18 protein-coding genes are annotated in these 20,101 nt (G+C 65.4%); 7 read left to right on the forward strand and 11 right to left on the reverse strand.

Features of this window, described 5'->3' with window-relative positions; genetic code table 11:
* Positions 1 to 2 precede the first annotated feature (2 nt).
* Together rpsP and ffh are read right to left on the reverse strand one after the other, a co-directional pair.
* Complete coding sequence (gene rpsP / locus CAG44_RS05375) at positions 3 to 254, reverse strand: 30S ribosomal protein S16 (RefSeq protein ID WP_003259424.1); 252 nt, start codon at positions 252 to 254, stop codon at positions 3 to 5.
* Positions 255 to 513: 259 nt separating this feature from the next.
* Positions 514 to 1,890, reverse strand: coding sequence for a signal recognition particle protein (gene ffh / locus CAG44_RS05380; protein ID WP_013971189.1), 1,377 nt, complete (start codon positions 1,888 to 1,890; stop codon positions 514 to 516).
* A 324-nt stretch (positions 1,891 to 2,214) separates the two neighbouring features.
* On the opposite strand from ffh, the gene CAG44_RS05385 reads away from it, so the two are divergent.
* The 3 genes from CAG44_RS05385 to CAG44_RS05395 all read left to right on the forward strand — a co-directional run bounded on the left by CAG44_RS05385 (position 2,215) and on the right by CAG44_RS05395 (position 5,816).
* Positions 2,215 to 3,024 carry an inner membrane protein YpjD gene (locus CAG44_RS05385; protein ID WP_025337912.1) on the forward strand — a complete coding sequence of 270 codons (810 nt, stop codon included), beginning with the start codon at positions 2,215 to 2,217 and terminating at the stop codon, positions 3,022 to 3,024.
* A gap of 9 nt (positions 3,025 to 3,033) precedes the next feature.
* Complete coding sequence (locus CAG44_RS05390; protein ID WP_085587600.1) at positions 3,034 to 4,239, forward strand: transporter associated domain-containing protein; 1,206 nt, start codon at positions 3,034 to 3,036, stop codon at positions 4,237 to 4,239.
* A 275-nt stretch (positions 4,240 to 4,514) separates the two neighbouring features.
* On the forward strand, positions 4,515 to 5,816 hold the full coding sequence (locus CAG44_RS05395; protein ID WP_054573205.1) for an MFS transporter: 1,302 nt from the start codon (positions 4,515 to 4,517) through the stop codon (positions 5,814 to 5,816).
* A gap of 114 nt (positions 5,817 to 5,930) precedes the next feature.
* Here CAG44_RS05395 and purT read toward each other — a convergent pair whose 3' ends face one another.
* The 5 genes from purT to CAG44_RS05420 all read right to left on the reverse strand — a co-directional run bounded on the left by purT (position 5,931) and on the right by CAG44_RS05420 (position 9,221).
* Positions 5,931 to 7,112, reverse strand: coding sequence for a formate-dependent phosphoribosylglycinamide formyltransferase (gene purT, locus CAG44_RS05400; RefSeq protein WP_025337909.1), 1,182 nt, complete (start codon positions 7,110 to 7,112; stop codon positions 5,931 to 5,933).
* A gap of 76 nt (positions 7,113 to 7,188) precedes the next feature.
* Entirely contained in the window at positions 7,189 to 7,656 is a 468-nt protein-coding gene (locus CAG44_RS05405; RefSeq protein WP_085691718.1) for a VUT family protein, read from the reverse strand.
* A 209-nt stretch (positions 7,657 to 7,865) separates the two neighbouring features.
* Complete coding sequence (locus CAG44_RS05410) at positions 7,866 to 8,051, reverse strand: DUF1289 domain-containing protein (protein ID WP_170929286.1); 186 nt, start codon at positions 8,049 to 8,051, stop codon at positions 7,866 to 7,868.
* Position 8,052: 1 nt separating this feature from the next.
* Complete coding sequence (locus CAG44_RS05415; RefSeq protein WP_060483639.1) at positions 8,053 to 8,577, reverse strand: gamma carbonic anhydrase family protein; 525 nt, start codon at positions 8,575 to 8,577, stop codon at positions 8,053 to 8,055.
* Between the two features lie 44 nt (positions 8,578 to 8,621).
* Positions 8,622 to 9,221 (reverse strand): CoA pyrophosphatase, encoded by a 600-nt coding sequence (locus CAG44_RS05420; protein ID WP_085691720.1) that lies wholly within the window; start codon positions 9,219 to 9,221, stop codon positions 8,622 to 8,624.
* Between the two features lie 124 nt (positions 9,222 to 9,345).
* Between CAG44_RS05420 and CAG44_RS05425 the strand changes: the two genes are divergently transcribed.
* From CAG44_RS05425 to CAG44_RS05440, 4 genes are all read left to right on the forward strand, one after another.
* Entirely contained in the window at positions 9,346 to 9,897 is a 552-nt protein-coding gene (locus CAG44_RS05425; RefSeq protein WP_085587598.1) for an NUDIX hydrolase, read from the forward strand.
* A gap of 22 nt (positions 9,898 to 9,919) precedes the next feature.
* Complete coding sequence (locus CAG44_RS05430) at positions 9,920 to 10,474, forward strand: murein L,D-transpeptidase family protein (RefSeq protein WP_025337906.1); 555 nt, start codon at positions 9,920 to 9,922, stop codon at positions 10,472 to 10,474.
* 160 nt (positions 10,475 to 10,634) lie between these two features.
* Positions 10,635 to 12,317 (forward strand): ShlB/FhaC/HecB family hemolysin secretion/activation protein, encoded by a 1,683-nt coding sequence (locus tag CAG44_RS05435; RefSeq protein ID WP_085691721.1) that lies wholly within the window; start codon positions 10,635 to 10,637, stop codon positions 12,315 to 12,317.
* A gap of 27 nt (positions 12,318 to 12,344) precedes the next feature.
* The gene (locus CAG44_RS05440) at positions 12,345 to 16,868 is read left to right on the forward strand and encodes a hemagglutinin repeat-containing protein (RefSeq protein ID WP_085691722.1); all 4,524 of its coding nucleotides are present in this window, start codon (positions 12,345 to 12,347) and stop codon (positions 16,866 to 16,868) included.
* Positions 16,869 to 16,976: 108 nt separating this feature from the next.
* Here CAG44_RS05440 and CAG44_RS05445 read toward each other — a convergent pair whose 3' ends face one another.
* From CAG44_RS05445 to CAG44_RS05460, 4 genes are read right to left on the reverse strand one after another with little or no spacing between them, the layout of a single operon-like run.
* Positions 16,977 to 17,636 (reverse strand): type II secretion system protein N, encoded by a 660-nt coding sequence (locus tag CAG44_RS05445; protein ID WP_085691723.1) that lies wholly within the window; start codon positions 17,634 to 17,636, stop codon positions 16,977 to 16,979.
* A complete protein-coding gene (gene gspM / locus CAG44_RS05450) occupies positions 17,633 to 18,019 on the reverse strand; it encodes a type II secretion system protein GspM (RefSeq protein ID WP_085691724.1) in 387 nt (128 codons plus the stop codon). Before gspM ends, CAG44_RS05445 begins: the two co-directional genes overlap by 4 nt.
* The gene (gene gspL, locus CAG44_RS05455) at positions 18,016 to 19,092 is read right to left on the reverse strand and encodes a type II secretion system protein GspL (RefSeq protein ID WP_085691847.1); all 1,077 of its coding nucleotides are present in this window, start codon (positions 19,090 to 19,092) and stop codon (positions 18,016 to 18,018) included. Before gspL ends, gspM begins: the two co-directional genes overlap by 4 nt.
* A complete protein-coding gene (locus CAG44_RS05460) occupies positions 19,089 to 19,760 on the reverse strand; it encodes a prepilin-type N-terminal cleavage/methylation domain-containing protein (RefSeq protein ID WP_085587587.1) in 672 nt (223 codons plus the stop codon). The genes gspL and CAG44_RS05460 overlap by 4 nt, the downstream gene beginning before the upstream one ends.
* Between the last annotated feature and the right edge of the window lie 341 nt (positions 19,761 to 20,101).

Raw genomic sequence — 20,101 nt, forward strand, 5'->3', positions numbered from 1 at the left:
ACTCAGGCAGCAGCCTTGGCAGCGTCCTTCAGCAGCTGAGCAACGCGCTCAGACGGCTGTGCACCCTGGCTCAGCCAGTAGTTGACGCGCTCTTGGTTGACCGACAGCTTGACTTCGGCGCCAGCAGCGATCGGGTTGAAGAAACCTACGCGCTCAACGAAACGGCCGTCACGGGCGTTACGCGAGTTGGTCACGGTCAGGTGGTAGAATGGGCGCTTTTTCGAGCCGCCACGGGCCAGACGAATGGTTACCATGTGAACATCGTTCCTATAGTCGGTGCTGCAGTTGATACAGCAGCTGGTACTGCAAATCTGAATGCCAAATAGGCACACGGGTGCCCAAAAGGCCGCATATTCTCGGGGAATACACGGACATTTGCAAATGACTTTTTCGGCAAGGCCCTGCCCTGCCGTCCAGATCTGCCGGTTGAGCCGCGAAATCCGCGGCCATTGCCCCGCCACGGCGGGGGTTCTGGGCGCCTGCCGGACAAACGGCAGGCCCCCGGAATAGGGTTTACAGCTTCGGCATGCCGCCGCCCGGCAGCATCCCGCCAAGGCCGCGCATCATCTTGGCCATGCCGCCCTTGGCGGAGAATTTCTTCATCATCTTCTGCATTTGCTTGTGCTGCTTGATCAGGCGGCCGACGTCCTGCACCTGGGTGCCGGAACCGATGGCGATACGGCGCTTGCGCGAGCCGCTGATCAGCTCCGGATCACGGCGCTCGGCCGGGGTCATGGAGTTGATGATCGCTTCCATCTGCTTGAACTGCTTCTCGGCGGCGCCCTGGGCGTTGCCCATCTGCGACAGGTTGACCCCGCCGATGCTCGGCAGCTTGTCCATCAGGCCACCGAGGCCGCCCATGTTCTTCATCTGCTGCAGCTGGTCGCGGAAGTCTTCGAGGTCGAAGCCCTTGCCCTTCTTCAGCTTCTTGGCCAGCTTGTCGGCCTTGGCCTTGTCGATGTTCTGTTCGGCCTGCTCGATCAGGCTGAGCACGTCACCCATGCCGAGGATGCGCGAGGCGACGCGGTCGGGGTGGAACGGTTCGAGGGCTTCGGTCTTCTCGCCCATACCGATGAACTTGATCGGCTTGCCGGTGATGGCACGCACCGACAGCGCGGCACCGCCACGGGCATCACCATCGACCTTGGTCAGCACCACGCCGGTCAGTGGCAGCGCCTCGCCAAAGGCCTTGGCGGTGTTGGCGGCGTCCTGGCCGGTCATGGCGTCGACCACGAACAGGGTCTCGATCGGCTTGACCGCGGCATGCAGCGCCTTGATCTCGTCCATCATGTCGGCGTCGATGTGCAGACGGCCGGCGGTGTCGACGATGACCACGTCGATGAACTTCAGCTTGGCTTCGCGGATGGCCGCTTCGGCGATGGCCACCGGCTTCTGGCTGATGTCGGACGGGAAGAAGGTGACGCCGATGTCGTTGGCCAGGGTTTCCAGCTGCTTGATCGCCGCCGGGCGGTAGACGTCGGCGGACACCACCATCACGCTCTTTTTCTTGCGCTCCTTGAGGAAGCGCGCCAGCTTGCCGGCGGTGGTGGTCTTACCGGCGCCCTGCAGGCCGGCCATCAGCACCACGGCGGGCGGGGCGGCGTTCAGCGCGAGGTCTTCGTTGGCCGCGCCCATCAGGCTTTCCAGCTCGGCCTGGACGATCTTCACGAACGCCTGGCCCGGGGTCAGGCTGCGCGACACTTCGGTGCCGACTGCACGGTCCTTGACGCTGTTGACGAAATCCTTGACCACCGGCAGGGCAACGTCGGCCTCGAGCAGGGCCATGCGCACTTCGCGCAGCGTGTCCTTGATGTTGTCTTCGGTCAGCTTGGCCTTGCCGGTGACATGGCGCAGCGTCTGTGACAGGCGGTCGGTCAGGTTTTCGAACATGGTGATCCTTTCAGGCCCAGTAAAAGCCGAGGTTTGTCAGGCGCCCAGGGGGGAATGCATACCCGCCGGGCGCAGCAAGGCGGCGATTATAGCGAAGTGCGGCGGCGGCGCACACCTTGCTGGCGGCCTGGTAGATATTCGGTGGCTGTGCCGGCCTCTTCGCGGGTGAACCCGCTCCCACAGGGTCTGCACCACATTCGAAACCGGCGCCGTACCTGTGGGAGCGGGTTCACCCGCGAATGCCGCACCGCGGTCTGCCAGTCTTCCTAGACAAGCGCGATCTATGCCAAACTCCGTCTCTTTAAGGCTCGCCAACCAGGACTTATGTTCTCCTCACCCAGCCTCATCCCCAACCTGATCGCCGCCGGCCTATATATAGCTGCGGCAATCTACCAGGGCTCTTACCTTGCCCAGAACCGCAAGGCCGACAAGCGCCTGCTTGCCCTGCTGGGTGCCTTCGCGGTACTCGCCCAGGCCGGTGCGCTGTTCTTCCAGCTGATCACCCCGCTGGGCCTTAGCCTGGACTTCTTCAGTGCCGCCAGCCTGATCGCCGTGGCGGTCATCGCCCTGACTCTGCTGGCCTGCTTGCGCATACCCGTGGAAAACCTGCTGGTGCTGCTGTTCCCGCTGGGCGCGGTGACCGCGCTGCTGGCCCAGTTCGCGCCCCCTGGCACGGTGCCGCTGGTCAACGAAGAGCCGGGCATCCTCGCGCATATCCTGCTGTCGATCCTGGCCTACGGGCTGTTCACCATCGCGGTGTTCCAGGCACTGCTGTTGCTGCTGCAGGACCGCCAGCTGAAGAACAAGCACCCGTCCGGGCTGATCCGCAACTTCCCGCCGCTGCAAACCATGGAAAGCCTGCTGTTCGGCTTCCTATGGGCCGGCTGGTGCCTGCTGTCGCTGTCGCTGATATCCGGCTGGCTGTTCCTCGACAACCTGTTCGCCCAGCACCTGGCACACAAGACCCTGCTGGCCTGTGTCGCCTGGGTGGTGTTCAGCGTGCTGCTGTGGGGCCGCACCCGCCTGGGCTGGCGTGGCCACAAGGCCATCCGCTGGACGCTGGCCGGTTTCTGCCTGCTGATGCTGGCCTATTTCGGCAGCAAGCTGGTTCGCGAATTCATCCTGCATATCTGACGGCCGCCCATGGATACCCTGCCGTACGCACCGCTATTCGGCACCCTGGCACTGGCGCTGTTGTGGTCGGCGCTGTTTACCGCGGTGGATGCCGCCCGCCTGCAACTCAATGGCGCGCTGCGCACCGGCGAGGACGGCCAGCCCGTGCTGCCGGCCCAGGCCCTGGTGCTGTGCGCCAGCCTGGGCAAGCTGCTGGTGCTGGGCCTGGCCTGCCTGGTTGGCCAGCGCCATAGCGGCGAGCACGGCTTCTGGCTGGCCGGTTTGGCCGCCACCCTCGTCCTGCTGGTGTTTGCCGAATACCTGCCGCGGCGCCTGGCCCGGCGTAACCCGCAGGCGTTCGTCAGCCTCGGCACCAGCCTGCTGAAAGTCCCCCTCGCCCTGTTGCAACCGCTGGCCTACCTGCTGGATGGCATTGCCAAACTGATCCTGCGTCCGTTCCGCGTGCAACCCACGGCCGTGGCCCTGCACCCGCAGGAAGCCGATGAGTTCGACGAGGATGAGGAACACGAAGCACCGCGCCACGGCCTGCTCGACGGCCTGCAGTCACTGGACAAGATGACCGTCAACGACATCCTGGTACCGCGCAACGAAGTGGACGGCATCAGTCTCGACGAGCCGATCGAGCGCATCATCGAGCAACTGATCGTCAGCCGCCACACCCGCCTGCCGGTGTACCACAGCGACATCAACCAGGTTGAAGCAATCCTCAATACCAAGCTGATCAGCCACCTGCTGCCCAAGGCCGAGCTGACCTTGGAGATGCTGCTCGGCGCCTGCTACGAGCCCTATTTCGTGCCCGAGAGCACGCCCCTGCAAATGCAGCTGCTGAACTTCCACAAACAGCAGCGCCGCATGGGTGTGGTGGTGGACGAGTACGGCGAAGTGCTGGGCATCGTCACCCTGGAAGACATCCTCGAGGAGATCGTTGGCGAGTTCGAGGATGAACACAGCCTGGACAACCCTCACGTGCACCCGCAGCCCGATGGCACCTTCGTCATCGACGGCACTGCTTCGCTGCGCGAGATCAACCGCAGCCTGGGCTGGCACCTGCCCTGCGACGGCGGGCCGAAGACCCTCAACGGGCTGGTCACCGAAGCGCTGGAAAGCATCCCGGAAAGCGCCGTTTGCCTGAAGATCGGCCGCTATCGCCTGGAAATCCTCGAAACAGAGGACAATTGTGCCAGCAAGGTACTGGTGTGGACCGTGACCCGATAGCTATACTCGGGTCACGCTTACCCAGCCCCGCCGTCCCGCCTGCTACCCGCACCCGGCGCTCCACGGCCAGTCCGCTCCACTGACACGCCCTGCGGTCCTGCTTCAACACCCCGAACAGTGCCCGCCCCCGCCCCTATCCCCCTTGGGCTATCGTCAGTCGGGCGCACACAACAACAAAACGCTCCGGCGCCCGTGCCACCGTGCCTGCCCTTTTGCATTGCACGCCGCGGGGCTTATCCCAATGGAGCCGGACCAGACTGTCAGGGACCTATTCAATGACAACCAGCAGCACCTATGCCGAAGCGCCTGCCGCACCGGTCAACTCGCCCGCGCGGGTAGCCACCGCCAGCTTCATCGGCACCGCGATCGAGTTCTACGATTTCTACGTCTACGCCACTGCCGCCGCCCTGGTGATCGGCCCGGTGTTCTTCCCGTCCGGGTCAGGCACCGCGCAGATGCTGGCGGCCTTCCTCACCTTCGGTATCGCCTTCCTGGCGCGCCCGCTGGGCTCGGCACTGTTCGGCCACTTTGGCGACCGTATCGGCCGCAAGTCGACCCTGGTCGCCTCGCTGCTGCTGATGGGCGTGTCCACCACGGCCATCGGCGTGCTGCCGGGCTATGACAGCATTGGTGTATGGGCGCCGATCATCCTCTGCCTGCTGCGCTTTGGCCAAGGCCTGGGCCTGGGTGGCGAATGGGGTGGCGCGGCCTTGCTGGCCACCGAGAACGCGCCGGAAGGCAAGCGCGCCTGGTTCGGCATGTTCCCGCAATTGGGCCCGTCGATCGGCTTTTTGGCCGCCAACGGCCTGTTCCTGACCCTGGCCCTGGTGCTCAGCGACGAGCAGTTCCGCGAGTGGGGCTGGCGCATTCCGTTCCTGCTCAGCGCCGCGCTGGTACTGGTGGGCCTGTATGTGCGCCTGAAGCTTGAAGAAAGCCCGGTGTTCGCCAAGGCCGTCGCCCGCCACGAGCGGGTGAAAATGCCGGTGGTCGACCTGTTTTCCAGATACTGGCTGCCGACCCTGCTGGGCGCAGCGGCGATGGTGGTGTGCTACGCGCTGTTCTACATCTCCACGGTGTTCTCGTTGAGCTATGGCGTGACCACGCTGGGCTACAGCCGCGAGACGTTCCTTGGCCTGCTGTGCTTCGCGGTGGTGTTCATGGCCCTGGCCACACCACTGTCGGCCTGGCTCAGCGACCGCTACGGGCGCAAACCGGTGCTGATCGTCGGCGGCCTGCTGGCAGTGGCCTCGGGCTTTACCATGGAGCCGCTGCTGACTTCGGGGTCGACCGCAGGTGTGGCGCTGTTCCTGGCCATCGAACTGTTCCTGATGGGTGTGACCTTTGCGCCGATGGGGGCACTGCTGCCTGAACTGTTCCCGACCCACGTGCGTTATACCGGCGCTTCGGCGGCGTATAACCTGGGCGGCATCGTCGGCGCCTCGGCGGCACCGTTCTTTGCCCAGAAGCTGGTGAGCATGGGTGGGTTGAGCTGGGTGGGGGGTTATGTGTCGGTGGCGGCGGTGATCAGCTTGATTGCCGTGCTGTGCCTGAAAGAGACCCGCAATACGCAGCTGTAAGTAATTGGGGCCGCGTTGCGGCCCTTCGCGGGCACGCCCGCTCCCACAGGGGTAGCGCCGAAACCTGTGGGAGCGGGCGTGCCCGCGAAGGGCTGCAACGCAGCCCCAATCGGATCAGAACTCGACCTTGACCGCCTGCGAAGCACGGGTCGCCTTGGCACGCGCCGCTTCGACCGACTCATCACGCGCCAGGCACACGCCCATGCGGCGGGTACCGTTGATTTCCGGCTTGCCGAACAGGCGAATGGCGGTATCCGGCTCGCTCAGCGCCGCACCCAGGTTGGCAAAGCTGGTCTGCTGCGACTGCCCCTCGGGCAGGATCACCGCCGAAGCCGAAGGGCCGAACTGGCGCACTACCGGAATCGGCAGGCCAAGAATGGCCCGGGCATGCAGGGCAAACTGCGACAGGTCCTGGGAAATCAGGGTCACCAGGCCGGTGTCATGCGGGCGTGGCGAGACTTCGCTGAACCACACCTGGTCGCCCTTCACGAACAGTTCCACGCCAAACAGGCCACGACCGCCCAGGGCATCGGTGACCGCCTTGGCCACCCGCTGCGACTCGGCCAGCGCCTTCGGGCTCATGGCCTGCGGCTGCCACGATTCCTGGTAGTCGCCCTTCTCCTGGCGGTGGCCGACAGGCTCGAGGAAGGTGGTGCCGCCAACGTGGCGCACGGTCAGCAGGGTGATTTCGTATTCGAAGTCGATGAAGCCCTCGACGATGACCCGGCCTTTGCCGGCGCGGCCGCCTTCCTGGGCGTAGTCCCACGACTTCTGCAGGTCGGCATCGCTGCGCAGCAGGCTCTGACCCTTGCCCGACGAGCTCATCACCGGCTTGACCACGCACGGGTAGCCAACATCGGCCACGGCCTTGGCGTAGTCTTCGTAGGTGTCGGCGAAGTGGTACGGCGAGGTTGGCAGGTCCAGCTCTTCGGCGGCCAGGCGGCGGATGCCTTCACGGTTCATGGTGAGCTGGGTGGCGCGGGCGGTCGGCACCACGTTGAAACCTTCGTTTTCCAGCTCGACCAAGGTGGCGGTGGCGATGGCTTCGATTTCAGGGACGATGTAGTGCGGCTTCTCGGCCTCGATCACCGCGCGCAGGGCCACGCCATCGAGCATGTTGACCACGTGGCTGCGGTGCGCCACCTGCATTGCCGGGGCATTGGCGTAGCGATCGACGGCGATCACTTCGACGCCCAGGCGCTGCAGCTCGATCACCACTTCCTTGCCCAGCTCGCCACAGCCGCAGAGCAGTACACGGGTCGCGGTGGGCGACAAGGGGGTTCCGATACGGGTCATTTCAGGTCCTCGAAGGCGTCCGGGGCCGCACCAGGCTTGGCGCCGCCCGCTGAAAAAGGACCGCTATTCTACACCATCAACCCGCCACGGCGGCCCGCCGGGCGCGAAATGCCATGGCCAGCCACACGGCGGTGACACCGGCGAATTTCGAGGCCATGGCGGTGCCGATCACGGCTGGGGTCAGGGCGCCGATCATGCCGAAGAAGATGAAGGTGTCCACCGGGATGCTCAGCGCCGAACTCAGCCACAAGCGGTCGCGCAGCGGCCGGCGGGTGATGCTGAACACCAGCCAGTCGATCAGTTCGGAAATGAAGAACGCGGTGGCGCTGGCCAGGGCGATGGCCGGTTCCGAAGTGACATAGGACAGCACCAGCGCCGCCAGCATGGCGATCAGGGCGCCATGGCCGAAGCGGGTCTGCACCATGTCGCGCAGGATGAACACCAGGCCGCCCCAGGCGGACCAGATGATGTCCAGGTGTGGCGCGCTGGAGAAGGCGTAGTTGATCAGCACTACGCTGCTGATGTAGGCAATCAGATAGAACATGGCGGGTAGTCTGTGGGCAAGCCGCACAGATTACCGCTGGCTGGTTCGCGGGTAAACCCGCAGGTACGGCACCAATCCATGCCTGGCGCACATCCTGTGGGAGCGGGCGGGCCCGCGAACACCGGCGAAGCCGGTGCCATGCACCGCGGTGTTTGCTTCGCGGCGGTTCGACGCCTCGACACGCCCGCTCCCACAGGGTACGCGTCAGCCTACAGGATGAGGCCGGCAGCTACTGCCCTTTCATGGCAAAGTTTGAGCACCGCCCGGCGCTCGTCGTTGTCCATCCGCCCCCAGCGGCCGATCTCGGCCACGGTTCGCTGGCAACCGGTGCAGATATCCTGCTCGTCCAACGCACAGATACTCACGCACGGCGAGGCCACCGGCCGCTCCACCACATCACTCATCGTCAACCACCAACTCCCGTGCATAACGCTGGGCATTGTGCACGTAATGAGCGGCACTGGCTTCGAGCATGCGTTTCTGCTGTTCGGTCAGCTCGCGCACTACCTTGCCCGGCGAGCCCATCACCAGCGAACCGTCGGGGATCTCCTTGCCTTCTGCAATCAGCGCATTGGCGCCGATGATGCAATGCTTGCCGATGCGCGCTCCATTGAGGATCACCGCATTGATGCCTACCAGGCTGTAGTCGCCCACCGTGCAACCATGCAGCATGGCGTTGTGGCCAACGGTCACGCCCTTGCCCAGGGTCAGCGGCGAGCCCATGTCGGTGTGCATCACCGTGCCATCCTGCACGTTGCTGCCCTCGCCAATGTCGATCAGCTCGTTGTCCCCGCGCAGCACCGCGCCAAACCACACGCTGGCATCGGCCTGCAGGCGAACATTGCCGATCAGCGTGGCGTTGGGTGCGGCCCAACTGGTAGGGTGGCTCTCGACCCGCAGGTCGCCCAGGCGGTATTTCATGCTTGCTCCTCAGGCTGCAACGCAGACGACGGGGTTGGCCCCGCTCAGTTTTCGATGTAACGCTCAGGGGGCTGGTGCAGGCTGATGCCGGCATCGAACAGCAGGTTGACCAGTTCGACGATCATGATCGCCGACAACCCCCAGATCTTGTATTCGCCATAGCGATAGCTGGGCACATACCAGCTGCGCCCCTGGTAATCGATACGGTGGGTATGGTCGCGCGGGTCCTGGCGGAAGAATTCCAGCGGCACGGTGAATACTGCCGCGATCTCGGCATCATTGGCACGGTATTCGACAAAATCGGGGATGATCCCGACGAATGGCGTCACTTTCAGGCCGTGCAGCGAAATCAGCGGGCTGAGTGGGCCGATCACTTCCACAAGGCCTGGCGGCAGGCCGATTTCTTCTTCGGCTTCACGTAGCGCGGTGAACACCAGGTCCGGGTCTTCCGGGTCGCGGCGGCCACCGGGAAAGGCCACTTCGCCGCCGTGGGTGGACAGGCCCTTGGCGCGCAGGGTCAGGACCAGTTCGGGCGCTTCGCTGCGGGTAATGGGCAAGAGGACCGCCGCTTCGGGGAACCGCCGGTCGGTTTCCAGTGATGCGGGTTGGTGGTTGCTCATTCGGCGAAGTAGCTCGTCCAGCATTGCGCACGCTCGTATCCAAGGCCTGCCTTGCATGATGCACCAAAGGCGCGAAGCACCCAAGCCCCGTGCGCTTGCGGCAGCACGGCCGGCGCGCCAAGATAGCCCAGAGCAAAAGGAACGACACATGAAATTCTGCAGCGCGTGCGGCCAGCCGGTCACTCAGCGGATCCCCGAGGGCGACAGCCGCCTGCGGTATGTCTGCGAGTCTTGCCAGACCATCCATTACCAGAACCCCAACATCGTAGCCGGCGTGTTACCGACCTGGGGCAGCCAGGTGCTGCTGTGCCGGCGCGCCATCGAGCCACGCCGCGGTTTCTGGACCTTGCCTGCCGGTTTCATGGAAAACGGCGAAACCCTGGACCAGGCCGCCCGTCGCGAAACCGTCGAGGAGGCCTGCGCCCGGGTCGGCAGCATGAACCTGTACCAGCTGTTCGACTTGCCACACATCAACCAGGTGCACGTGTTCTTCCGCGCCGAATTGGCGGACCTTGATTTCGCGGTCGGTGTCGAAAGCCTGGAGGTGCGGCTGTTCGAGGAACATGAGATACCGTGGGGCGAGCTGGCTTTCCGCACCGTCACTCGCACACTAGAATGCTACTATCGCGATCGCATCGGGCAGCACTACCCCATAGGCCATGAATACCTGCCGCCGATGAACGTCTCGCCCATTACCTAGAAGCCTTCAGGGATACCGTTACATGCGCTGGTTGCTTGCCCTTTTCTGCCTTTGCGTTACCTCGGTGTCCCAGGCGGCCTTCACCGAGACCATCATCCGCAAGCCCCAGCCGGCAGCGCAAACCCCATCGCCTTCGCAGCAGGCCATGCAACCGCTGATCGACAAGGTACTGGTGATCAAGTCCGAGCGCCGCCTGCAGCTGATCAGCCGTGGCGAACCGCTGAAAACCTACCGTATCTCGCTAGGCAAGCAGCCAAAGGGCGCCAAGGAGCGCGAAGGCGACAAGAAAACCCCCGAGGGCCTGTACTGGCTGGACTGGCGCAAGCAGAGCGACCGCTTCAACCTGGCCATGCACATCAATTACCCGAACATCACCGATGCCGCCCGTGCCACCCGCGAAGGGGTGAGCGCCGGCAGCATGATCATGATCCATGGCACGCCGATCAACGACGAGTATCCGGAGTGGTACTTCCACACCCTGGACTGGACGGACGGCTGTATTGCCATGCGTAACCGCGACATGCAGGAAGTGTGGGACCTGGTGCGGGATGGCACGTTGATCGAAATTCGGCCCTGATAGCGGGCCTTTCAACTGATGCTGTAGGAAGCTTCCCACCTCCAGGCAAGAACGCGCCTTACAAGCGCTTAGGCCGGGTACTGCATCCAGGCGAACCCCTTAGTTTTTAGCATCCACGCAGACGAGTACGAAATCCGTACATCATTTGCGGGGTGCTTCAATGCCGTTCCACATTCACCGCGCCACCTGCTGGGCGCTCACCTGCTGCCTGTCCGGTTTGCTGGCCGCGACCCGGGCGCTGGCCGACGACCCCGCCAGCCAGCAACTGCGCGATCAGCAGCGCGGGCTGCAACAGCTGGAACAGCAACAGCGGCTGGAACGCTGGCAGCGCCAGCCCGCCCCGGCTGAAAGCCACGACACCACCGCCCCCCTCCCGCACGACCAGCGCTGCTGGGCCATCACCGGCGTACGCGTGGCCGGCAACCGCAAGCTTTCCGACTCGGCGCTAACGCCAACCCTTCGCAGGTTCATTACCCCGTGCATGGGCATCGCGGAAATCAACGGGCTACTCAAAGCTATCACCCAGCGCTACGTACAGGCCGGATACCCGACCAGCCGGCCTTACCTGCAGCAACCGCCACAAGACGGCGCACCGCTGAACCTGGTCATCGTCGAGGGGTTCGTCGAGTCCATCGAAATGGCCGGCCCCGAATTACCCCTGTCCCTCCCCGGCGCCTTTCCCGGCCTGCTCGGGCAGCCACTGTACCTGCCAGCCCTGGAGCAAGGCCTCGACCAGCTCAACCGCCTGCGCGCTTATGACCTGTCCGCAGAATTGCTGCCCGGCGAACTGCAGGGCGGCACCCGGGTTGTCGTGCAGCCGCGCAAGGTGGCCTCGCGCGGGCACCTGGACAGCCGCTTCGACAACCGCGGCAGCGACCTGACCGGGCGTCATCGCCTGAACCTCGGCTTCGGCCTGGACAGCCCGCTGGGCCTCAATGATGACCTGCGCCTGTCGCTGAACGGCACGGTGCTCGATGCGCCCGGGCAAAGCCAAGGCATCTCGCTGTACTACAGCATCCCCTACGGCGCGTGGACCTTCGCGCTCAGCGCCAGCGAGCTGCGCTACGAGGCGCCGCTCCCCCACAGCCGCCAGGTAGCCGACGGCAGTAGCAGCTACCAGGGCGTGAGCGTCGAGCGGGTACTGTGGCGCAACCAGCAAGGCATGCTCAGCGTTAGCGCCCGGCTGGACCGCAAGCAAATGGTCAACCGCAGCGCTGGCGCGGTGATCGTCCAGCAGAGCCCCACCCTGGTCTCCGTGGAGGCGGGTATAAACCTGCTGTGGCTCCAGGGAGGCCTGTGGAATGGCTACCTCGGTGTCGCCCAGGGTATCGACGCCTTCGGCGCTGACCGCTCACCGCTGGGGGCGGAACGCCTGCGCCCGGATTTTCGCAAGTACCGCGCCAACCTGCTGCACCTGCGCCAGGGCCCGGCCAGCCGCCCATGGCGCTGGCAGAGCGAGCTGGCTCTGCAATTCAGCAATGACCCACTACCCGCCGTCGAGCAGTTGCTGGTCAGCGACGATTCGGCCGTGCGCGGGTTTCGCCTGCGTACCTACTCCGGTGCCAGCAGCGCCGCCTGGCGCAACACCGTCAGTCAGCCGCTGCCGGAGGGCTGGACCGCTCCCCTGCAAGTACGCCCCTACATCGGCCTGGACCTGGGCTGGACCCGCACTGCCGAAGGCAAGCCTTCACAACGCCTTGCCGGGGCCACCGCCGGTGCCGAACTGAGCCTGCCCGGCAGCCACCTGCGCCTGGGCTACCAACGCGCGCTGTACGCCAGCGACCTGCCCCGCCCGCTGCTGGAACCTGGCTTCTGGGTAGTGGAACTGGCCCTGAACATCTGATTCACCCACAACAAAGAGAACGAGAACATGCAAACACTCTCGCAGTCGTCTTCCCGCCCAGATACCTTGCGCTGGGCCATCTTCCTCGCCCTGCTCGGGCCCGGCGCCGCACTGGCCCAGGGCGGCCTGACAGCAACCAGCGGCCCCGGCGGCACACCGGTCATCAACGACGGCCACGGCGTCCCGGTCATCGATATTGTCGCGCCAAACGCCAACGGGCTGTCGCACAACCAGTTCCTCGACTACAACGTCGACCGCTCCGGGGTAGTGCTGAACAATGCCACCCTGGCCGGGCAGTCGGAGCTGGCCGGTGCCCTGGCGGCCAACCCGCAATTCCAGGGCCAGGCCGCCTCGACCATCCTCAACGAGGTGGTCAGCCGCAACGCCTCGCTGATCGAAGGGCCGCAGGAAATCTTCGGCCGCCCGGCCGACTACATCCTGGCCAACCCCAATGGCATCACCCTCAACGGCGGCAGTTTCATCAACACCACACGCGCCGGCTTCGTGGTGGGCAGCCCCGAGTTCGAGGGCCAGCAACTGAAGTACCTCGACACGCTGAACGCCAGCGGTACCCTGCAAGTGCTCGAGGGCGGCCAGCGCAACCCCAACGGCGCCCTCGAGCTGATCGCCCCGCGCGTGGACGGCAAAGGGCTGCTGATGGCGCGCAACTCCATCGATATCACCGTCGGTCGCAACCGCATCGACAGCACCAGCGGCGAAGTTGTCGAGCACCTGCCCGGCACCCCGTCCAGCATCGATGCCAGCCTGTTCGGCGCCATGCGCGCCGGGCGCATTCGCGTGGTGAGCACCGCAGAAGGTGCCGGTGTGCGTGTGGGGGCGTCGCAGCTGCTAGGTATCGACGGGGTCGACATCCAGTCGGCCGGCGCCCTGCAGGTCAGCGGCAAGGCCGACAGCCCCATCGAACTGCACAGCGAACAGGGCGATCTGCGGCTGACCGCTGCCGATGACCTGACCCTCGAAACCGTCGATGGGCAAGCTCGGCGAATCGAGGCCAAGGCCGGCAAGAAGCTCACGCTGGATGCCACGACCCGCGAGAACATCGAGCGCGACAGCGACAGCTGGAACAAGAAGTTCCTGTTCGTCACCCGCGAAACCTACAACCGCGAAACCACCACCACCCAGCAGCAGCAACAGGGCAGCAGCTTGCAAGGCAAGGACGGCGTGCTGCTGCAATCCGCTGACGACATGCGCCTGGTGGCTGCCAAGGTGGATGCTGGCAATGAGCTGACCCTCGACAGCGGCGCCAACCTGGCTATCGCTGCCGGCATCGACAGCCAGCAAACCGAAGAGCAGGTGCGCCACCGCAAGGACTTGTGGCGCGGTGACAGCGATACCGACCAATACAAGGAAACCGCGCAAGGCAGTGCGCTCCAGGCCCAGCGCATGACGCTGAAGGCCAAGAATACCGTCGATGTGAAAGGCAGCAGCCTGCACAGCCGCGGCGACATGGCGATCGAGGCCAAGGACGCAACCATCGGTACCACCGCCCTGCAGGAGCGCGGTACCCGGCGCGACTATCGTGGCGACCTGGTATCCGGCACCTTCTTTGGCGACCGCAAGGGTAACGATAGCGAAGGCCAGGCCGTTGCCGGCAGCAGTGTCACGGCGGATGGCAAGCTGGCCGTGGTAGCTGACCAGGTTGCCATCAAGGGCAGTACCGTGCACGGCAAGGAGGACGCGGTGCTCTACAGCACAAAAGGTGCACTGGCCATCGAAGCCGACCATGGCCGCACCACCTCCACCGACCGTACCAGCGACAGCAAGCTGTTCGGCCTGATTGGCAGCGACCACGAGAACACCGAGCGTACGCAACAGGTACTTACCAGCGACGTCAGCTCGGCCACCAATCTGCGCCTGGCCAGCGCCGAGGAAATGCGCATCCAGGGCGCCAAGGTCGCAGCGGGCGGGCACCTGCAGGTAGAGGCCAAGGGCGACCTGCTGATTACCAGCGCGCAAGCGGTTGACGAGCGCGAAACCCGTAACCAGCAACGTGGTTTCACCGCCAGCGCCAAGCAGACCCAGGAGGCCGAGGATGGCAAGCCCGAGTCCCGCCAGTACTCGGCCGGCATTGCCTATGACGTCGCCACCACCAGCAGCAAGCAGCACACCACCAGCCAGGTCGCCAGTGAGCTCGAGGGCGCTTCGGTGAACCTTGGCAGCGGGGCTCACCTGCAAGTCAACGGTTCCACGGTGAAGGCCGTCGCAGGCGACCTCGATGTGCAGGCAAAAAAGTTGACCCTGGGGGCAACCCGCAACGACCGCGACAAAACCACCAGCACCACCAACAGTGGCGGCGGCCTGACGGTGACCGGCGGCATCGACCGGCTGGGCAGCTTGTTCGAAGGCCATCACAACCGCCAGGTGCAGACCGAACGCGATAGCAAGGTGCAACGCAGCACATTGCAGGCCAGCGGCGACTTGAAGCTGAATGGCGATGAACTGGTCACAGAGGCCGCACGCCTCAAGGCCGGCAACACCCTGCAGGTAACGGCCAAACGCATCGACAACCGCGCGGTGCAGGATACCGAGGAACGTGAACAACGCCGTGACGACTGGTCGGGCAGCCTCGGCGCCAGTGTCGAGTACCGCGACCTTACCCGCCCCATCGAACGCCTGGTGCTGGGCGAAGAAGCCGCGCGCTTCCAGCAAGCCTCCCCCGAAGACGCCATGGCGCCGCCCAGCGTTGGCGCCGACATGACCGTGGAGCACCTCAAGCGCCTGGAAAACCAGCGCCGCGGCTTTGCCCAGGTGAGCGAGTTGTCCGGGGCCAAGGTCGAAGTCAAGGCCGACAACATCACCGACCAGGGCACCGCCTGGCGCGCCAACGCCGGCAAGCTGCAGATCGAGGCCCGACAACACCAGATGCAGGCGGCCGAGAACACCCAGGAAAATACCGTGCAACGCCTGGCCTACGGCGGCGATGTGCGCCTGGACACCAGCACCGGTGAAGACCTGAATGCACGCGCCGCCGGCAAAGGCGGCTCGCTGGACAAAAAGGACAGCACCAGCAGCGCCGTACCCGGCAGCCTGTATGGGCAACAGGGCATCCAGGTGCAACTGGGCAGCTCTGGCCATTATGAAGGTACGCGCATCGATGGCGGTGAAGGCAGCGTGGTCATCAGCAGTACCGGTTCGCTGACATTGCCACAGGCAAACGACCAGACCGAACAGCAGTCACGCCAGCTCGACGGCAATGCCTGGGCCAAGGTCGGCAACCGCCCGGGCAGCACCGGCGTCGATGGCCGGGGCTACCTCGACCACGGCCAGAACCAGAGCACACAGAGCAAGGCCCAGGTGGCGCAGATCGACGCCAAGGGCCAGGTACAGCTGAGCAGTGGCGGCGATCTGTTGCTCGAAGGCACCCGCATTGGCAGCCGTGAGGCCAAGACCGGCGACATTCAACTGCAAAGCGGTGGTCGGCTGCAGGTCAAGGCGGCCAGCGATACCCAGAACGCTACCGGCGCCAAGATGGGCGGCGGCGTGGAGCTGGCGGTCAAGGCTGGCAACACCAAGGGCGGAGCCATCGGCGGCCACTTCAGCCACGGCAAGCAGGACGAAGAGGCACGCCAGGCGGTGAATGCCCTGTTCGCCAGCAACGGCACAGTGACCCTGGGCAGCAGCGCCCGCGAGGATATCGCCCTGCACCTTGAAGGCCTGCAGGCCTCGGCCGAACAGATAACCCTCGACGCATCGAACGGCGGCATGCTGGTGCAAGCGTCCTCCAGCCAGGAGCGACGTGACAACCTCGACATTACCGCCGGCGCCGGCTTCGACATGGCCAAGGGCGCGCTCGACACCCGCGGCCTGCATGGCCGCCTCAAGGTGGAGCTCGACAAGCGCGACAACCTCACCTGGAACGCCAGCGACCTGCGCGCCGAGCGCATCGACCTGCAAAGCCGTGGCGATACCCGCCTCGAAGGCGTCACCCTGGAAACGGGGCGTATCGATGGAGTGATCGACGGCGACCTGCGCATCGCCAGCCGCAAGGACAACGTCAATACCCTGAGCGTGAAAGGCGATGCCCGGCTGAGCCAGGAGAAAAACCCGCGAGGCTACGTCAACGCGGCCACTTCGGTGGCAGGGCCGCTGGGGAGCAAGGTGAATGAAAAAGCTGGCTCCGCCCTGAGCAAGGCAGACCCGGGGCTCTCGCCCACCTTCAGCCTCGACGTGTCGCACGCGCAGCGCGACAGCGTAGGCCAGCAGACCACGCTCAAAGGTAGCGACGGTATCGACCTGCAGGTTGGTGGCAACGCTCACCTGGTGGGGGCACGCTTGCAGTCGGCCAAAGGCGATGTGGTGCTCGACGCCAACTCGGTTACCCGGGAAACACTGAGCGGTAACGACTATCGCCGGGATGTGTCGATCGATGCGTCCAACTCACCGGTGGACTTGGGCGCGGCGGTGGCCGAGCTAGCCAAGGGCAAGGGTGCGGCGGATGGGGAAAATGCACTGGACCTGGGGTTGTTGAGGACCAGTGGGCACAATCGCAGTGAGCAGTGGGCTTCGAGTGTGCAGGGCAAGAAAAACTGAAGCAGGCGCCGCGCTGGAGGGCACGGGCTTCGTGCCCTCTTTTAGCATTTGGGCCAGACAGTTGATTGGTTGTAGGAGCCGAGCCAGCTTGCCGGCGGTAACACCCGTCTACCAGCGCAAATCCCGCTGCCCTGCCAGCGCCTGGGGCCCAAGCCACTGCACCCCACGCAGCAAAGGCGTCAGCGCCGCCTCCGGCTGCAACTCGACCACCACCTGCGCCCGGCGCGCGGGCAGGTCGGCATCCACGGCCAACTGATGCTGCCCCTGCTGCGCCAGCTGCCCGCGCAGATGCCAGCCGCTGCGGCAGTCCATTTCCAGCCAGCCCTGCCCCAACCCCAGTGACCAGGGCTCGCTCAGGGCAAGGTCGGTTACCGTCATGCGGCCTTCGCCGGCACGGCATTGCCGCCCGGCCCCCTGCACCCGCAACGTGCCCTGCCACTGGCCGGCCAAGCGGTAATCCGTCGCCACCGTCGCCTGGGCCCCCATGGCCGTCGCCTCCAGCCGCCAACGCCATGGCCAGCCTTCGGCGCGCAACTGCCAGGCCTGGCCCTGGAAGCCCAGCTGCGCGTTCGCCTGCATGCGCCAGGGCTGCACCACCCAACGCAATGGCCCGACCGGCCCCAGTTGCTGCGCCTGGCCTTGCCACAGGCTGCCGCTGACCTCACGCGCTGGCAGGCCTATCCCGCGCACCACCCAACTGGCCGGCAGTTCCACCAGCAATGTCACGGTGAAAACCAGCAGCACCCACGCCATACTTCTTCGGCTCATGGCCGCACCACCAGGTCGAAGCGCAATCTCTTTTCATGCTGTTCCAGCCCCCACTGCAATGGCTGTACGCCTTCTGCACGCAGGGTCTGCAACCAGCCTTGCAGCACTCGCTCGTCGGCCACATTCCCACGCAGTTGCCAGGTCTTGCCCTGCGCATCGACCTCGGCCAGTTCGATCTGCCGCGCCTGGGCAGACTGTCGGAGCCGCTCCAGGCTCAACCCCGGGCCGCCTTGAAGGCTGGCGGCCTGTTCGGCCAGCCCGCGCCACTGGCTGAGCTCGCGCCATTGCGCAAGGCCTGCGCGCAGGGCCAGGAAGGTCAGCAACAGGGCAATCAGTGCCCAGGCGAACTTCAAGCGATGACGCTGTATCCAGTCCCGGTTCATGAGGCTGCTCCCAGGTCGAACACCACTTGGCCGTCCTGCACCTGGACCGAGGCCCCGGCGGCTGTCGCCATGTCGCTCCATGGCGGCGCACCGCCCTCGCCTTCCAGCCGCAAGTGCCAGCGCTGGCCATCGAAGCGCACCGCTTGCAGGCGCCAGCCGGGGTGGTCACGCAGCCAGGCCTGCAACGCCGTCTGCAGGTCTTCGAGCTGGCGCGTGCGCAGCTGCTGTTGCAGTTCACTTTCGCGCAGGTGCTTGAGGGCCTGCGCGGCGTGCCGAGGGCTGGCCTGCTCACCAGTCACGGCGATGACCTGACTGCGCCAGAATTGCGCCTGGGCCCATTGCTTGCTCAACCACAGCCCGCCCCAGACGGCAGCCAGTACCAGGCAGGCAGCGAGCAGCCGTTGCTGCAGCCGGGACACCACCGGCAGCGAGCGCACCTTGCGGGTACGCTCGAACAGGCCGGGCAATGAATCGAGCGGTGCCAGCGTACTGGGCCAGTCGCCGCTCAGCGGAACCTTTTGCAGCTCCGCCCACGGTTGCCGTGGCACCTCGCCCAGTGCATCCGGCCAGGCCAGCCAGTGCTCCTGCCTGTCTTCGGCCAGCCCTTTGTACAAATACATGCCGGGTGTGCGCTGCCATTGCCAGGCATGTCCCGACTCGGGGGGCGGCAGCAGCTGTAGTTCTGCCCAGCAACGTGCCACCTGCAAGCCCCATTCGGCGCACTGCCCGCGCCAGTCCTCCAGTTGCTGACGGGCCACTACCAGTAACCGAAGATGGCCGCGCTCGCGGGCCAGGCAGGCGCATGTCACCTCGTCGATGGCCTGCAGCAATCGGTCTTCGAGCAACAACGGCCATTCTTCACGCTTGAGCCCCGGCGGTGCCGGCACGCGGAAGTAGCTGCAGGCCTCGGCAGGCAGGATCAACGCCACACGGGCCTGCAAGTTCGCCGGGGGCTCGCCCTGCCCATGGCGTTGCACAAGGCCGCCCTCGGCCAGCGCCCAGTGCCAGACAACGCCCGGTCGCAGCAACAACCACGACTGGGCCGGGCTACGCCGCCGCCATTCAAACTTCATGAGCGCCCCCACGGGAGGGCGAAGGTGCAGACATAGGGTGCTCCGTCACGCTGCAGTTCCAGACGCACGCCACGGCCGGGGTGCGCAGGTTGGTCGGAAGGCCAGGCCAGCCAGCGGCCGCCCTGGTAATAAAGAACATTCATGGCGCTGACCCGGTCGAGCCGCTCGCGCTGGACCCAGCGTGGGGTGGCGGCGGCATAGAGATCGGCCGAGCTTTCCAGCAGCAGGCGTTGCTCGCGGGCCTCGAAGCGCAGGCGCTGGCGCTGCAGGCGCGAGCCGCCCTCGGCTTCCGGCATGCCGGTGATGGCGACCCAGAGCAACTGGTTGCTTGCCGGTTGCCAGTCCAGCCAGCGGCTGGCCAAGGGCAGGCGCTGGTCGTAGACACGGCGCATTACCGGGCTATCGAAGCGACGCTCCAAGGCCAGGCAGAAATCCAGCACCGAGGTTTCCTGGGTGGTGACCTGCAGGCGCTCGCGAACCTTGAGCCAGCCGTTGACCAGGGCGGCGAGCATGATGCCGAGCACAGCAGTGAGTGCCAGGGCGACCATCAGCTCGATCAGGGTAAGGCCGGCCTGGCGGTGCTTGCTCGGCAGGGTCCAAGGCTGACGGGTATGCGCCCTCCCTGTGGGAGCGGGCGCGCCCGCGAACACCGGCGAAGCCGGTGCCATGCACCGAGTCGCCTGCTTCGCGGGCATGCCCGCTCCCACAGGGGCCGCGCAAGCTTCACAATCTCTGTAACTCATGGCCGCTCCAGGGGCAGGCCGGCCTGGCGCTGCTTCACAGGCTGGATACAGGGCTGACGGGTATGCGCCCTCCCTGTGGGAGCGGGTTCACCCGCGAACACCGGCGAAGCCGGTGCCATACACCGAGTCGCCTGCTTCGCGGGCATGCCCGCTCCCACAGGGACCGCGCAAGCTTCACAATCTCTGTAACTCATGGCCGCTCCAGGGGCAGGCCGGCCTGTCGCTGCTTCACAGGCTGGATACTGGGCTGACGGGTATACGCCCGC

Origin of the sequence: Pseudomonas sp. B13(2017) (genome assembly GCF_002113245.1) — a bacterium.
Taxonomy (GTDB): domain Bacteria; phylum Pseudomonadota; class Gammaproteobacteria; order Pseudomonadales; family Pseudomonadaceae; genus Aquipseudomonas; species Aquipseudomonas putida_Z.

Coding starts and splice junctions, on each gene's coding strand:
- CAG44_RS05440 (WP_085691722.1), top strand. CDS start 12,345: ATGCAAACACTCTCGCAGTCGTCTTCCCGCCCAGATACCTTGCGCTGG.
- CAG44_RS05430 (WP_025337906.1), top strand. CDS start 9,920: ATGCGCTGGTTGCTTGCCCTTTTCTGCCTTTGCGTTACCTCGGTGTCC.
- CAG44_RS05445 (WP_085691723.1), bottom strand. CDS start 17,636: ATGAGCCGAAGAAGTATGGCGTGGGTGCTGCTGGTTTTCACCGTGACA.
- CAG44_RS05385 (WP_025337912.1), top strand. CDS start 2,215: ATGTTCTCCTCACCCAGCCTCATCCCCAACCTGATCGCCGCCGGCCTA.
- CAG44_RS05460 (WP_085587587.1), bottom strand. CDS start 19,760: ATGGCACCGGCTTCGCCGGTGTTCGCGGGCGCGCCCGCTCCCACAGGG.
- CAG44_RS05405 (WP_085691718.1), bottom strand. CDS start 7,656: ATGTTCTATCTGATTGCCTACATCAGCAGCGTAGTGCTGATCAACTAC.
- CAG44_RS05395 (WP_054573205.1), top strand. CDS start 4,515: ATGACAACCAGCAGCACCTATGCCGAAGCGCCTGCCGCACCGGTCAAC.
- ffh (WP_013971189.1), bottom strand. CDS start 1,890: ATGTTCGAAAACCTGACCGACCGCCTGTCACAGACGCTGCGCCATGTC.
- CAG44_RS05420 (WP_085691720.1), bottom strand. CDS start 9,221: ATGCTGGACGAGCTACTTCGCCGAATGAGCAACCACCAACCCGCATCA.
- rpsP (WP_003259424.1), bottom strand. CDS start 254: ATGGTAACCATTCGTCTGGCCCGTGGCGGCTCGAAAAAGCGCCCATTC.
- purT (WP_025337909.1), bottom strand. CDS start 7,112: ATGACCCGTATCGGAACCCCCTTGTCGCCCACCGCGACCCGTGTACTG.
- CAG44_RS05435 (WP_085691721.1), top strand. CDS start 10,635: ATGCCGTTCCACATTCACCGCGCCACCTGCTGGGCGCTCACCTGCTGC.
- CAG44_RS05390 (WP_085587600.1), top strand. CDS start 3,034: ATGGATACCCTGCCGTACGCACCGCTATTCGGCACCCTGGCACTGGCG.
- CAG44_RS05415 (WP_060483639.1), bottom strand. CDS start 8,577: ATGAAATACCGCCTGGGCGACCTGCGGGTCGAGAGCCACCCTACCAGT.
- gspL (WP_085691847.1), bottom strand. CDS start 19,092: ATGAAGTTTGAATGGCGGCGGCGTAGCCCGGCCCAGTCGTGGTTGTTG.
- gspM (WP_085691724.1), bottom strand. CDS start 18,019: ATGAACCGGGACTGGATACAGCGTCATCGCTTGAAGTTCGCCTGGGCA.
- CAG44_RS05425 (WP_085587598.1), top strand. CDS start 9,346: ATGAAATTCTGCAGCGCGTGCGGCCAGCCGGTCACTCAGCGGATCCCC.